At 72.9% G+C, this 14,534-nt stretch carries 10 protein-coding genes; 4 read left to right on the plus strand and 6 right to left on the minus strand.

The genetic code is table 11. From position 1 onward, the window contains the following. Positions 1-20 precede the first annotated feature (20 nt). Positions 21-2,402 carry a SpoIIE family protein phosphatase gene (locus tag IE258_RS29650; protein ID WP_189748585.1) on the minus strand — a complete coding sequence of 794 codons (2,382 nt, stop codon included), beginning with the start codon at positions 2,400-2,402 and terminating at the stop codon, positions 21-23. Positions 2,403-2,679: 277 nt separating this feature from the next. Between IE258_RS29650 and IE258_RS29655 the strand changes: the two genes are divergently transcribed. From IE258_RS29655 to IE258_RS29665, 3 genes are all read left to right on the plus strand, one after another. Continuing rightward, the gene (locus tag IE258_RS29655; RefSeq protein WP_189748588.1) at positions 2,680-5,766 is read left to right on the plus strand and encodes a glycoside hydrolase family 2 TIM barrel-domain containing protein; all 3,087 of its coding nucleotides are present in this window, start codon (positions 2,680-2,682) and stop codon (positions 5,764-5,766) included. Between the two features lie 172 nt (positions 5,767-5,938). Next, entirely contained in the window at positions 5,939-8,182 is a 2,244-nt protein-coding gene (locus tag IE258_RS29660) for a cellulase (RefSeq protein WP_189748591.1), read from the plus strand. A gap of 341 nt (positions 8,183-8,523) precedes the next feature. After that, the gene (locus tag IE258_RS29665) at positions 8,524-10,131 is read left to right on the plus strand and encodes an RICIN domain-containing protein (protein WP_189748594.1); all 1,608 of its coding nucleotides are present in this window, start codon (positions 8,524-8,526) and stop codon (positions 10,129-10,131) included. A gap of 39 nt (positions 10,132-10,170) precedes the next feature. Here the strand turns inward: IE258_RS29665 and IE258_RS29670 are convergent, their stop codons facing one another. Continuing rightward, the gene (locus tag IE258_RS29670; protein WP_189748597.1) at positions 10,171-11,340 is read right to left on the minus strand and encodes a lactate 2-monooxygenase; all 1,170 of its coding nucleotides are present in this window, start codon (positions 11,338-11,340) and stop codon (positions 10,171-10,173) included. Positions 11,341-11,699: 359 nt separating this feature from the next. On the opposite strand from IE258_RS29670, the gene IE258_RS29675 reads away from it, so the two are divergent. After that, a complete protein-coding gene (locus IE258_RS29675) occupies positions 11,700-12,134 on the plus strand; it encodes a protease inhibitor (protein WP_159330542.1) in 435 nt (144 codons plus the stop codon). A gap of 132 nt (positions 12,135-12,266) precedes the next feature. Here the strand turns inward: IE258_RS29675 and IE258_RS29680 are convergent, their stop codons facing one another. The 4 genes from IE258_RS29680 to IE258_RS29695 all read right to left on the minus strand — a co-directional run bounded on the left by IE258_RS29680 (position 12,267) and on the right by IE258_RS29695 (position 14,491). Further along, entirely contained in the window at positions 12,267-12,476 is a 210-nt protein-coding gene (locus IE258_RS29680; protein ID WP_189748658.1) for a CDGSH iron-sulfur domain-containing protein, read from the minus strand. 73 nt (positions 12,477-12,549) lie between these two features. Beyond that, a complete protein-coding gene (locus tag IE258_RS29685; RefSeq protein WP_189748600.1) occupies positions 12,550-13,194 on the minus strand; it encodes a HemK2/MTQ2 family protein methyltransferase in 645 nt (214 codons plus the stop codon). Positions 13,195-13,224: 30 nt separating this feature from the next. Then, a complete protein-coding gene (locus tag IE258_RS29690) occupies positions 13,225-14,256 on the minus strand; it encodes an iron-containing redox enzyme family protein (protein ID WP_189748661.1) in 1,032 nt (343 codons plus the stop codon). Positions 14,257-14,311: 55 nt separating this feature from the next. Continuing rightward, on the minus strand, positions 14,312-14,491 hold the full coding sequence (locus IE258_RS29695; RefSeq protein WP_189748602.1) for a hypothetical protein: 180 nt from the start codon (positions 14,489-14,491) through the stop codon (positions 14,312-14,314). Between the last annotated feature and the right edge of the window lie 43 nt (positions 14,492-14,534).

Genomic DNA, 14,534 nt, shown 5'->3' on the forward strand with positions numbered 1-14,534 from the left:
GGGGCTCACCGTCGAGCGGCTCACTCCTCGTCGTCGAGCAGCCCCAACTCGGCCCAGATCGTCTTGCCCTCGGTCGTGTGCCTGCTGCCCCAGCGCTGGGTGAGCTGAGCCACCAGGAGCAGACCGCGCCCGCCCTCGTCCCAGGTCCTGGCCCGGCGCAGATGCGGCGCGGTGTGGCTGGTGTCGGAGACCTCGCAGATCAGGGTGGCCGTGTCGTGGATCAGCCGGAGCCGGATCGGCGGGGAACCGTACCGGATGGCGTTGGTGACCAGCTCGCTCACGACCAGCTCGGCGGTGAAGGTCGCCTCCAGCAGGTTCCAGTTGGACAGCCGGTCGAGGACCTGCTTGCGCACCGGGGCCACCAGCGCCGGGTCGGCGGGGATGTCCCAGGTGGCGACCTGCCCGGCAGGCAGTCCCCGGGTCCGGGCCAGCAGCAGGGCCACGTCGTCCGCGGCGCTGCCCGACGGCAGGAGGCGGTGCAGCACCCGGTCGCAGGCGGTGTCCAGGGAGTCGGCGGGAGCGGCCAGAGCCTCGCGCAGCAGTGCCTGGCCGGCGTCGGTGTCCCGGTCCCGGCTCTCCACCAGACCGTCGGTGTACAGCGCCAGCACGGTGCCCTCGCGCAGCTCCAGCTCGGCCGACTCGAACGGGAGGCCGCCCACGCCCAGCGGTGGCCCGGAGGGCAGCTCCACCTGCTCGGGCGGACCGTCCGGCGGGACCAGCACGGGCGCCGGGTGTCCGGCCCGGGCCATCGAGCAGCGCCGGGACACCGGGTCGTACACCACGTACAGACACGTCGCACCGACCTCGCCCGCCCGGTCGTCGCCCGACTCCTCGGACAGCCGGACGACCAGGTCGTCGAGGTGGGTGAGCAACTCCTCGGGCGTCAGGTCGATGTCGGCGAGGGTGCGCACGGCGGTACGCAGCCGGCCCATGGTGGCCGAGGCCGGGATGCCGTGGCCGACGACGTCCCCGACGACCATGGCGACCCGCATCCCGGACAGCGGGATGACGTCGAACCAGTCGCCGCCGACGCCCGAGCGGGCCGCGGGGAGGTAGCGGGACGCCGCCTGCACCGCGGCGGTGGGCGGCAGCCACCGGGGCAGCAGACTGCGCTGCAGGGTCAGCGTGGCCTCGCGCTCGCGGGAGTAGCGGCGGGCGTTGTCGATGCAGACCGCGGCGCGGGCGCTGACCTCCTCGGCGAGCAGCACGTCGTCGTGGGTGAAGGGGTCGGGGCGCCGGAACCGGGTGAAGACCGCGACGCCGAGGGTGGTGCCGCGGGCCTGGAGCGGCACCGACATCGTGGAGTGAATGCCGTACTCCTTCACCCGCCGCAGGCGGGCGGGGTCCCACTGGTGCCAGCGTTCGAGGTCGCCGTAGGCCGCCGAGGCGACGATCACCTGCCCCGAGAGCAGGCACTCGGCCTGGGGCGAGCCGGCCGGGTAGACGTCCAGCTGCCCGGTCCCGGTCACCGCCGGGGGCTGGTCCGGGGCGACCGACCGGTGCGCCGTGCGGCGCAGGCCGACCGGCGGTTCGACCACGGTGGCGGGCTCACCGCCGTGCTCGTGCGGGTCCAGCAGGTCGACGCTGACGAAGTCGGCGAGCGGGGGGACGCACACGTCCGCCAGTTCCTGCGCCGTACGGGTGACGTCGAGGGTGGTGCCGATGCGCACGCTGGCCTCGTTGACCAGTTGCAGCCGCTCGCGGGCGCGGTGCTGCTCCGTGAAGTCGTGGGCGCTCACGCACACGCCGCGCACCCGGCCCCCGGCGTCGGTGAGCGGTGCGATACGGGCGTTCCACGCGTGGGCGCGGCTCTCGCCCACGGCCTTGAGGCGGGCCTGCATGTCGTGCCGACGGCCGGAGGCCAGCACGCGCCGCATCTGCCGCTCCAGTTCCGCGTTCTGCGGCCGGTCGCCGAAGTCGGTGGCCCGCAGCCCGCGCACATGGTCCGGCGGGAGTCCCAGCAGCCCCGCCATGGCGTCGTTGGCCCCCCGCAGCAGGAGCTGGTCGTCGAAGATCATCATGGCGCAGGGCGACTGCGTGAGGGCCGCTCTGACCAGGGGGTCGTCCTCCGGTTCGGGGCCGGCGCGCAGGGGGGTGACGGCGAGCCACGTGGCCGGGGTGCCGTCCGCCGCCGCTCTGCGGTGGGCGAGCACCCAGACCGACACGGTGTGTCCGTCGCGGTGGCGCAGGGCGAGGGTGCCGCTCCAGCGTTCGTCGTCGCGTCCGGGGGGTGTGCCGTCGCGGTCGTCCGCGAGCAGCTCGGCGGCGGGGCGCCCCACGACCTCGGCGGCCGGGTGCCCGAGCAGCAGGCGGGCGCCCTCGTTCCACTCCCGCAAGGTGCCGGAGCCGTCGACGACGGCGCGGGCCGTGGCGGCATCGTCGAACGGGTTGACCGGACTCATCGTCGCCACTCCATTGCGCACACTCACAGTGATCAGCGCGTCACCTTCTTCCCAGCCTAGTGGGTTCGGGCCCCGTGCGGACCCGAACCCATCGGGCCCAGGGGACCCGGCCGCCGCGCAGGTCACCGCACGGTCCGGTCGGCGCCGGACAGAAAGTGCTTTCCGTGGCCTTGACGAGCACGTATGGCTCGACGTCAGAATCTGTTTGTTCGCGATCGCTTGTGAGTACTTCTGAGTTCTGATGAGCCTCGATGTGTTCTGATGAGGGAGATCCGCCATGACGGTCACGCGCAGATCGGTTCTGATCGCCTCCGCCGCCACGCCCGCGGCCGGGATGGCGCTCACCGCCCCGTCGGCGTGGGCCGCGGACGCGACCGGCGGCCCCGCGGGCCGCAGCACCGTCGCGCTGCGCGACGGCTGGCGCTTTCGGCTGGTCGACCTCGACGGCGGGGCCGAGGACACCGCGGACGCCGCCGATCCCGCCCACGACGACTCGGCCTGGCGCGAGGTCGCCGTCCCGCACGACTGGAGCATCGAGCAGACACCGACCACCGCACACGGCACCACCAGCGGCACCGGCTTCCTGCCGGGCGGCCTCGGCTGGTACCGCCTCGCCTTCACGCTGCCGCCCGCGCTCGCCGGGAAGCGGATCTCGGTCGAGTTCGACGGTGTCTACATGGACTCCCGCGTCCACTGCAACGGCCGGGAGGTCGGCCACCACCCCTACGGCTACACCGGATTCGCCCTCGACCTCACCGACCTGGTGCACACCGACGGCCGCACCGAGAACGTCCTCGCGGTGCGGGTGCGCAACCAACTGCCCAGCAGCCGCTGGTACTCCGGCAGCGGCATCTACCGCGAGGCCCGCCTGGTCGTCACCGAGCCGGTGCACGTACGGCGCTGGGGCACGTACGTCACCACGCCCACGGTGAGCGAGGACAGCGCCGTCGTCCGGGTGGCGACGCAGGTGGTGAACGCCTCGGGCACCGCACGCGAGGTCGAGATCCGGTCGACGGTCAAGGACGCCGACGGCCGCACCGTGGCGCGCACCGCCTCCACCGTGGACGTCACCGACGCGGCCACCGGGACCCACGAACTCACCGTCGAACGACCGCGGCGCTGGGACTTCGCGAGCCCGCACCGCTACACGCTGCACACCGAACTGCGCGTCGGCGGCCGGACCGTCGACACGTACCGCACCCCGTTCGGCATCCGCACCTTCCACGTCGACCCCGACGAGGGCTTCCACCTCAACGGCAGGTACGCCAAGATCAAGGGCGTCGACCTGCACCACGACCTCGGCGCGCTCGGCGCCGCCGTCAGCATCGACGCGATCCGCCGCCAGCTGACCCTCATGAAGTCGATGGGCGTCAACGCCTTCCGCACCTCCCACAACCCGCCCTCGCCCGAGATGATCGAGGTCTGCGAGGAGATGGGCATCATCATGCTGGTGGAGGCGTTCGACTGCTGGCGCACCGGCAAGAACCGCTACGACTACGGCCGGTTCTTCGACGAGTGGTGCGAGCGGGACGCCACCGAGATGGTGCTCGCGGCCCGCAACTCGCCCGCCGTCGTCATGTGGTCCATCGGCAACGAGGTCCCCGACTCCACCGCCACCGCCGGACTCGCCATGGCCGACCGGATCATCGACGCCATCCGGGCCGCCGACGACACCCGCCCCCTGGTCATCGGCTCCGACAAGTACCGCCGGATGCCCGCCAAGGGCTCCGCCGCCGACCTGATGCTCGCCAAGCTCGACGGACTCGGCCTCAACTACAACACCGCCAAGTCGGTGGACGACCTGCACGCGGCCTACCCGCACCTGTTCCTCTTCGAGTCCGAGTCGTCGTCCGAGACCTCCACCCGCGGCACCTACCAGGAGCCCGAGCACCTGAACACCGGCGAGAACCACACGCCGGGCGGGCGGGCCACCTCGTCCTACGACAACAACCTCGCCTCCTGGACGATGAGCGGCGAGTACGGACACAAGAAGGACCGGGACCGCAAGTGGTTCGCCGGGCAGTTCCTGTGGTCCGGCATCGACTACATCGGAGAGCCCACGCCGTACGACGTCTTCCCGGTGAAGGCGTCCTTCTTCGGCGCGGTCGACACGGCCGGGTTCCCGAAGGACATGTACCACCTGTTCCGCAGCCAGTGGACCGACGAGCCGATGGTCCACCTGCTGCCGACGACGTGGAACCACCGTGAGGGCGACACCGTCGAGGTCTGGGCGTACACCAACGTCGATACCGTCGAGCTGTACCTGAACGGCAAGTCGCTGGGCACCCGCCGCTTCGACCGCAAGAAGACCGTCGACGGCCGGACCTACCTGGAGACCACCGAGGCCACCGGAGACGACAAGACCTTCACCGACGGTCCCTACCCCGGCAGCTACACCAGTCCGAACGGCAGCGCGGGCAAGCTGCACCTGACCTGGAGGGTGCCCTTCGAGGCGGGTGAGCTGAAGGCCGTCGCCAGGCGCGGCGCCACGGCGGTCGCCACCGACGTCCTGCGGACCGCCGGCGCGCCGCACGCCGTGCGCCTCACGCCGGACCGCGAGTCCGTCGACGCGGACGGCCGCTCCCTGGTCTTCGTCGCCGCGGAGGTGGTCGACCGGCACGGGGTGGTCGTGCCCGGCGCCGAGCACCTGATCTCCTTCGACGTCGCGGGCGGCTCGCTCGCCGGGCTCGACAACGGCCGCCAGGAGAGCGCCGAGCGCTATCAGGCGAGCACCCGTACCGCCTTCCACGGCAAGGCGCTGGCGATCGTCCGGTCCGGCACCCGCCCGGGCACCGTCCGCGTGACCGCCCGCACGGACGGGCTGCGCACCGGCACGGCGACGGTCCGCGCCCGGCGGGCCCCGGACCGGGCGACCACGCCGGCACCGGAGTTCCGCCCCGAGCACCCGGCGCCCGTGGACCACCCGCACGCGGACGCGAGCTACTCCGGGCGGCCCGACACCCTCCCCGCCGCCGTGCTGGACGGCGACCCGGCCACCGGCTGGTCCAACGGCTTCCACAAGGCCGCAACCGCGCTGCTGCCCGCCTTCGACGGGGCCCGCGCCGAGGACTGGATCTCGGTCGACCACGGGCGCACGCGCACCTACGACCGGGTCGAGGTCTCCTTCACCGTGGACGACGGGCACAGCCTGCCCGCGGCCGTCGGGGTGGAGGTCTGGGACGGCCGAGCCTGGCGTGCGGCCACGGGGGTCCGGACCGAGTGGGCCACCGCCTCCGACACGCCCACGGTCGTCGCCTTCGACCGGCTCCGGGGCTCCCGGATCCGTCTCACGCTGACCAGCCGTCACCCCGGCGAGGCACGAGGTGCGATCCGCGTCAGCCGTCTGGAGGCACCCGCCGCCTGAGTCTTCGCGGGGCGGTCCGGACGGGAATCGGGCACCGGAGAGCGGACTTCGGAAACCGGTCCCGTCCGGACCGTTGACGGCGTGTCATGTCTGCCACAAGCATGGCCTGCGACCGCATTTGGGAGCGCTCCCATTTTCCTGGCGAGCGCCACCTCCCCCGAGGAGCCCGGACGTGAAAAGACGCAGAACCGCGCTCGTCTCCCTGACGGCCCTGCTGGCGGCGGCCGTCACCGCGCTGCCCGCCGCCCCGGCCGGCGCCGAGGAGACCGAGCAGGTCAGGAACGGCACCTTCGACAACGGCACCGACTCCTGGTGGGCGAGCAGCAACGTCACCGCCGCCGTGACCGACGGCCGGCTGTGCGCCGACGCCCCCGGCGGCACCACCAACCGCTGGGACGCCGCAGTCGGGCAGAACGACGTCACCCTGGTCGCGGGGGAGTCGTACAAGTTCTCCTTCACCGCCACCGGTACGCCCGCCGACCACGTGGTCCGGGCGATCGTCGGCCTGTCGGTCTCCCCGTACGACACGTACTACGAGATCAGCCCGCAGCTGAGCGTGTCCGGCAACACCTACTCGTACACCTTCACCTCGCCCGTGGACACCGCCCAGGGGCAGGTCGGCTTCCAGCTCGGCGGCACGCCGGACGCCTGGCGGTTCTGCGTGGACGACGTGTCCCTGCTGGGCGGCGTGGCGCCCGAACCGTACGTGCCGGACACCGGGCCGAGGGTGCGGGTCAACCAGGTCGCCTACCTGCCCTCGGGACCCAAGAACGCCACGCTCGTCACCGATGCCACCTCCCGGCTGCCCTGGCAGCTGAAGGACGACGCCGGACGGGTCGTCGCCCACGGCTGGAGCAAGCCGCGCGGCGTCGACGCCTCCTCCGGGCAGAACGTCCACTCGATCGACTTCGGCCGCCACAAGAAGCGCGGCGAGGGCTACACGCTGGTCGCCGACGGCGAGACCAGCCGCCCCTTCGACATCGGGACGGCCGCCTACGAGCGGCTGCGCCTGGACTCCGCGAAGTACTACTACACGCAGCGCAGCGGCACTGCCATCAGCGACGAACTCCGCCCCGGCTACGGACGCCCCGCCGGACACGTGGGCACGGCACCCAACCAGGGCGACACCGAGGTGCCCTGCCAACCCGGCGTGTGCGACTACACCCTCGACGTCTCCGGCGGCTGGTACGACGCCGGCGACCACGGCAAGTACGTCGTCAACGGCGGCATCTCCACCTGGGAGCTGCTCAGCACCTACGAGCGCTCCCTGCACGCCCGTACCGGGGAGCCGGCGAAGCTCGGTGACGGCTCGCTCGACATCCCCGAGAGCGGCAACAAGGTGCCGGACATCCTCGACGAGGCCCGCTGGGAGCTGGAGTTCCTGCTGAAGATGCAGGTGCCGGACGGGCAGCCGCTGGCCGGGATGGCCCACCACAAGATCCACGACGAACAGTGGACCGGGCTGCCGCTGCTGCCGAGCGACGACCCGCAAAAGCGCGAGCTGCACCCGCCGACCACCGCGGCCACCCTCAACCTGGCGGCCACGGCCGCGCAGGCCGCCCGCCTGTACCGGCCCTACGACCGCAAGTTCGCCGCGCAGGCGCTCGACGCCGCCCGCACCGCCTGGAAGGCGGCGCTCGCCCACCCGGACCTGCTCGCCGACGAGAACGACGGCATCGGCGGCGGCGCCTACCCCGACGCCAAGGTCGCCGACGACTTCTACTGGGCCGCGGCCGAGCTGTACCTGACGACGGGGGAGCGGGACTTCAAGGAGTACGTGCTGGCCTCCCCGGTGCACACCGCCGACATCTTCGGGCCGATCAGCTTCGACTGGGCGAGCACCGCCGTCCCCGCCCGCCTCGACCTGGCGACCGTCCCCAGCCGCCTCCCCGGCCGGGACCAGGTCCGCCGCTCCGTCGTCCGGGGCGCCGACGGCTACCTGGCCACGCTGAAGGCACACCCGTACGGCATGCCCTACGCCCCCGTCGGCAACGTGTACGACTGGGGCTCCAGCCACCAGATCCTGAACAACGCGGTCGTCCTCGCCACCGCCTACGACATCACCGGCGGCTCCAAGTACCGCGACGGCGCCGTCCAGAGCATGGACTACATCCTCGGCCGCAACGCGCTGAACATGTCGTACGTCACCGGATACGGCGAGGTCAACGCGCACAACCAGCACAGCCGCTGGTACGCCCACCAGCTCGACCCCGCCCTGCCCGCGCCGCCCGACGGCACCCTGTCCGGCGGTCCGAACTCGAGCATCCAGGACCCCTACGCACAGAGCAAACTCCAGGGCTGCGTCGGCCAGTTCTGCTTCATCGACGACATCCAGTCCTGGTCGACCAACGAGCACACGATCAACTGGAACGCCGCGCTGGCCCGGATGGCCTCCTTCGTGGCGGACCAGGGGTGACCGGCTGATCCTGTCCCGCCTCCGTCGAGGGTCGCGCCGCTTCCGCCGAGAAAACGGAAAGCCGGTGCGGCCCTCTTGGCGTGCCGCGGATTCTGACCTTCTTTCAAAGGCGGCCGATGTTGCCCGGTCGCCTTGTTGACCATGAGTGGTTTGTGCGAGAGTGAAGCACCCGTGCGGGGGGTAAAGGCCGGGTCTCGCACGCGCTTTGACGGGCCGGGTCCGATTTCGCCATGGCGAATTCACACCTCTCGCGCTCCGCCCAAGAGGTACACACCAATTGGTGGGTCCTTTTCGGCGATCGGAACTTCTGAGTCGCCTGCGCGTGGGAAGGAAACATCTCAGTGCCCACCCCCCACCCCCCTCGGCCCGCATACCCGCCCTCGGGCGGGGATCCCGGGGAGTCCGACGAATTGCTCGCCGCGCGGCTCCGGGACGGTCCGGAGAGCGAGAGTGCCCGGATCGCCGCGCTGCTGATGGCCCGCCACTGGCAGCCCGCGCACGACTACGCGGCCATCTGCCTCGCCACCTCGGCGCAGGTCACCGCCATGGTCACCGCGGCGGCCTGGCAGCGGGTGCTGGCCCGGCTCGCCGAGGGTGAAGCGGCCACCGCACTGCGCCCGCGGCTGCTGGTGGCCGTGCGGGACACGGTCCGCCAGTGGTCCGCCGACGACGCGATATCCAGTGCCCTGCCGCAGTTGCTCAAACCGGCCGGCGGACGGGGTATGCGGGCGGCGAAGTCCCTGACCCCGGAAAACCGCACGCTGGCCGCCCGGGCATTCGCCTCTCTTCCCGGCCCCGCCCGTTGTTTGCTGTGGCACACGGAGGTCGAAGGCGAGTCGATAAGTGTCCCGGCCGGTCTGCTGGGCATGGACACCGACACCGCGTCGGCCACTCTCGAACAAGCGCGTGAGAAATTCCGCGAGGGTTGTCTGCACGCCCACCGGCAGCTCGCGCCGAGCCAGGAGTGCCGCTTCCAGGGCCGGCTGCTCGACGTCCCGATCCGCCGGGGCGGCGCCCTGCTGCCGGACGTCCGCAAGCATCTCGCGGACTGCCGTCACTGCCGGCACGCGGCCGACCAACTCGGCCATTTCGAGCGAGAGTTGGGCACCCTGATAGCCGAAGCCGTGCTCGGCTGGGGCGCCCGGCGCTATCTCGACTCCCGTCCGGCGCGGGCGACGCTCGGCGCGCTGGCCAAGGGCGCCGCCCGGCACCGCGGCTCACGCCCGGGGTTGCTGGCCCGGATTCCGGTGCCCGTGCGCGGGACGCCGGGCCGGCCGCGTTCCGGACGGTCGGTGCTCCGGCAGCTCGGCGCCGCCTCCGCCGGGGTGCTGGCCATCGTGCTCGTGGTGAGCGTGTGGTCCTACGACGGCGGCGGCGCCGATCCGGCCGCCTCCACCAGCGCGGTCGACGGCGACGGCGAGACGTCCGCGACGAGCCGCCCGAAACCGCCCGACGCGGCCCAGATGCCCACGGCGGCGGACCGCACCCGGCTGCGCAACGCCGCCGCCGACCTCTGCCTCGACGTCCGGGGCGAGCCGAAGGCCGGGGCCGGTGCCCGGCTGGCGGAGTGCTCCGAGGACTGGACCCAGCAGTGGACGTACGAGGACGACGGGCTGCTGCGCAGCGTCGCCGACCCGGGGCTGTGTCTGGACTCGCGCGCGGACGCCGGCGTCGTCATCCTCGGTACCTGCGCCGACGAGGGCACCGAGCGGGGCGACGACGTGCGCTACGACGTGACCGCCCGGGGCGAGTTGGTGCCGCGCGGACAGAAGCTGCTCGCGCTCGCCGCCACCAACGGCGCCCCGGACGCCGACATCGTCGTCAAGGTGCACGACGGCTCCGAGACCCAGCGCTGGCGCACCGACCCGGTGCCGACGGCGGAGGGCTCCCTGTCGATCGCCCGCACCGATGCACCGGGCGCGCGGGCGGTGGACCTGTCCGACGGCTGAGCGGACCCGCACCTGCCGGGGGACGGCGCCGTCGTCCCCTCACGCCGGGTCCTCCACCAGGTCGGCGGGGACCGGCGTGGCCGGTGAGGCGTGTCCGGACAGGGCCAGGGTGAGGTCCAGTTCGGCCAGCAGGCAGCGGATCACGTGCTCGACGCCCGCCTGACCGTCCAGGCCCAGGCCGTAGACGTAGGGACGGCCCAGGAGCACGGCACGGGCGCCGAGCGCGAGTGCCTTGAAGACGTCGTCGCCGGTGCGGACGCCACTGTCGAACAGCACGGTGAGTCGGTCGCCGACCGCCTCCACGACGCGCGGCAGGGCGTCCGCCGCCGCGACGGAACCGGCCACCTGGCGGCCGCCGTGGTTGGACACGACCACGCCGTCCATCCCGGCGTCGGCGGCGAGCCGGGCGTCGTCCGGGTGCAGGACGCCCTTGAGGACGATCGGACCGTCCCAGTTCTCCCGCAGGAACGCCAGGTCGGGCCAGGACTTGGCGGGATCGGAGAACATGCCGACGAAATGCATCACCGCCGCGTTCGGGTCCTCGTGGACCGGCTTGGCCAGCCCGGCCACGAAGGCCGGGTCGGAGAAGTAGTTGGCGGTGCCCACTCCGTGCAGGAACGGCAGGTACGCCTGGTCGAGGTCGCGCGGGCGCCAGGACAGCAGCGGTGTGTCCAGCGTGACGAACAGCGCGGTGTACCCGGCCGTCCGGGCCCGGTCCAGGAAGCTGCGCGCCACCTCGCGGTCCTTCGGCCAGTACAGCTGGAACCAGCGCTCCGCGTCGCCCATCGCCTCGGCGACCTGCTCCATGGGCGTGCTGGAGGCGGAGGAGAGGATGTACGGCACGCCCTGGGCCGCGGCGGCCCGTGCGGCGGCGGGCTCGGCGTCCGGATGCATGATCGACAGGACCCCGACCGGCGCGAGCGCCAGCGGGGCGGGCAGGTCACGGCCCAGCACCTCGACCCGCAGGTCGCGCTCGTGCACGTCCCGCAGCATGCGCGGGACGATCCGGCGCCTGGCCAGTGCCGCCCGGTTGGCGCGGGCGGTGCTGCCGTCGCCCGCGCTGCCCGCTACGTAGCCGAAGGGGCCGGGGCCCAGGCGCCGCTCGGTCAGTTCCTCCAGCCGGGTCAGGTCGGTGGGCAGGCGAGGCACCGCGCCCGTCATGCCGTTCAGATAGATCTCGTACTGGAAGTCCGCCCAGTGCTTCGGCATCCCACGTCCGCCTCTCGTCGTCGAGCTCGCGCTGCCGGCACCATACCCGCGGGTATGCAGGGGGCGGCCCCCAGGGTCGACGGGCCTGTTTCAGGGGTGTTTCAGGCCGATTGGCGAAGGTGCGGATCACGCCATTCGGCCAGTTCCGGTCTCAACATTCGATCTAGAAAAGCCCAGTTGTGGACTTGGAACGTTCAAAATCCGTGACTTCACGCCACTGATTCAATACGCAAGGTTACCGAAACGTATGGGGTCGAGATGAGTTTCGGTGCCGGACTCGGCAGACTCGCGCTCGCCGTTCCAGCACCTACCGGGGCCGGAGCGGCACCACCCTCGAAACGAGCGGAAGGATGCACACAATGCGGAACACCGCGCGCTGGGCAGCGACTCTGGGCCTGACGGCCACCGCCGTCTGCGGGCCCCTCGCCGGGGCCTCCCTCGCCTCCCCGGCCACCGCCCCCGCGTCGCTCTACGCCCCCTCGGCCCTGGTGCTGACCGTGGGGCACGGAGAGAGCGCTGCCACCGCCGCACCCCTGCGCGCGGTCACCCTGACCTGCGCCCCGACCGCCTCCGGCACCCACCCGGCGGCCGACGCGGCCTGCGCCGAACTGCGCGCCGCGCACGGCGACCCGGACGCCCTGGCCGCCGAGGACTCGGTGATGTGCACCCGGGAGTACGCCCCCGTGGTCGTCACCGTCGACGGGGTCTGGCAGGGTCGGCGCCTCTCCTACGAACGCACCTTCGCCAACGAGTGCGTGAAGAACGCGGGCAGCGCGAGCGTCTTCACGTTCTGAGGACCGGGACCGCCGGGACGGTACGGCGTGATCGGCTGCTCGCTACTGGGGAGTGCGAGCGCCGCCGTACGGGTCCCGCGGGCCCGCACCGGGGGCGGCGGACGGAGTGGGGCCGTCCGCCGCCCTCCCGGTTCACGGACGCGGTTGCCCGTCCGCCGGCGGCCCGTCACCGGCGCCGGACGTCCGGGCGCGGTGGCTGGTGTCGCACCAGGGGAAGCGCCGGCTGCGCCGGCAGGTGCACAGCGCCACCCGGAAGCGGTCGGAGGACACTGTCGTGCCGTCCTCCAGCTCCACCTCCACCGGCCCCTCCACCAGCAGCGGCCCCCGGCGCTGGACCTTGATCCGGCGCGGGGCGTCCGCCGGGCGCGAACCGTCGGACGGGGGGCGCGGGACGTCGGACGGGGGGCCCGGGACGTCAGACGGGGAGTTCGGCACGGACGACCACCAACTCCTCCTCGTGCTCGGCCAGGGCCAGCAGCCCGCGCTGCCGCAGCCAGCGCTCCCGGCCGCGCAGCACCGGACCGAAGGCGATCCGCCGCCGCCGGATCACCGCGGCCTTCAGGCCAGCCTCGCGCAGCAGCGCCTCGGTCCTGGCGGGATCGCTCAGCGCCGACTGCACGAGCAGCAGCACTCCGCCCGGGCGCAGCATCCGGGGCGCCTCCAGACAGATCCGGTCCAGGACCATACGGCCGTCGTGCCCCGCGTCCCAGGCCCGTGCGGCACCACGCGGCCGATGGCCGGCGCCCGGGGCCGGCACGTACGGCGGATTGGCCAGCACCAGGTCGAACGACTCGCCGCGTACCGGCGTGAAGAGGTTGCCGTGCCGGACGCGGATCCGCAGCCCGGCCCGGGCCGCGTTGAGTCGCGCTGCGCACACCGCGCGCCACGACACGTCCACCGCGGTCACCCGGCCGCCCCGCAGCGCCGCCGCCAGGGCGAGGGCACCCGAGCCTGTGCCCACGTCGAGCACGGCCGCGCCCGGCGGGAGCGACTCGTCGGACAGCGCCCCGGCCAGCAGGGCGGTGTCCTCCTGAGGGGCGTAGACGCCCGGTAGCACCATGAAATTCACGCAACCCAGGTACCCCGGCCGTCACGAAACATGGGCGATCTCCCCGGGTACGCGGTGAGTGGCGGGCAGCGGCCTGAGCAGGGAGGACCGCCCCGCGCGCCAGTCCGCGAGCAGTCGGGCGCCGAAGCGGTCCTCCAGGTGTTCAGTCGCGTCGATGCCGAACACGACGTCCGCCGCCAGCCCCGGCTCCTGCTCCAGCAGACCGTCGATCACCTCGTGCCGCACTACCTGCTCGTGCACCGCGTCGGCCTCGACGTGCTCGTCGTAGAAGTGCTCGGCGGCCGGGCCCGCACCGGTGCGCCGCATGGCCTCGGCGAGCCGCCGGGAACCGGGCGACGAGGTGATCTCCACCGCCGCGAAATGCCCCACCAGGGCCCCGCGCAGCGACCGGTGCAGACCGAACAGGGACATCATGTTCACCGTGGCCAGGCACTCGGCCGAGGCCGCGTCCAGATGGGCCCCGTACGCGGTGTCCAGCTCCAGATCCGTCATCAGGTCGGCGAACAGGCGGGCGTGCACCCGCTCGGCGCGGCCACCGCCCCACTCGTCGAACTCCACCGCCGCCATGGCCGCCTTCGGGCGGCCCCACAGCCGCGGCAGCACCCAGGCGTGCGGGTCGGCCTCCTTGAGGTGGTAGAGGGAGCGCTGGGCCGCGTACTCGCGCAGGTGCCACCACTCGCCCTCGTCCCGCAGGAAGTGGCTGACCCCCTCCCCGTGGACGGGCTCGACGAGCAGCGCCCCGACCGCGTCCGCGACGCTGTCGTGCACCGGGGTGTCGGCCCGCAGGGCGGACAGGAAACGCCCCTCCAGCGCGGCCCGCACGCCCAGCAGGCCGGGGTCCCACTCCAGGCCGGGGGAGACGCCCGCGAAGCCCCGGTAGTGCAGCTCGTAGCACTGGTACAGGGCGAGCTGGAGGTCGTCGCCGTAGACGGGCGCGGCGGCGACGGCCTCGGGGGAGGGCAGCGGGCCCGTGCCGAGCAGGTGTGCGCCGACGGCCCCGGAGACCGGTCCCCGGGCGGTCGGCAGCTGTGGTCCTTCGCGGTCGTACTCCATGCGCCGCGAGTACCCGGACACCGCCGTGGCACCCCCGGCCGCGCTCAGCGGCCCGTCACTCGCCCTCGACGTCCTCCTGGGCACCGGTGTTCGGCGAGGTGGCGTCCCCCGCCTCGCCCCGGCGCGCGCCCTCGTCGGACTCCGCGTCGCGGGGCCTGGCCTCCTCGATCTCCCGCAGCACCTCCTCGATGGCGGTCTCGGGCTGCTTGTGGTCGTGCTCGCCGTCCTGGGACACGGGGTCCTCCTTCCGTTGGTACGGCTCGTGCTCGCCGCCCTTG

The sequence above is a fragment of the Streptomyces tendae genome (assembly GCF_014650435.1).
GTDB lineage: Bacteria > Actinomycetota > Actinomycetes > Streptomycetales > Streptomycetaceae > Streptomyces > Streptomyces tendae.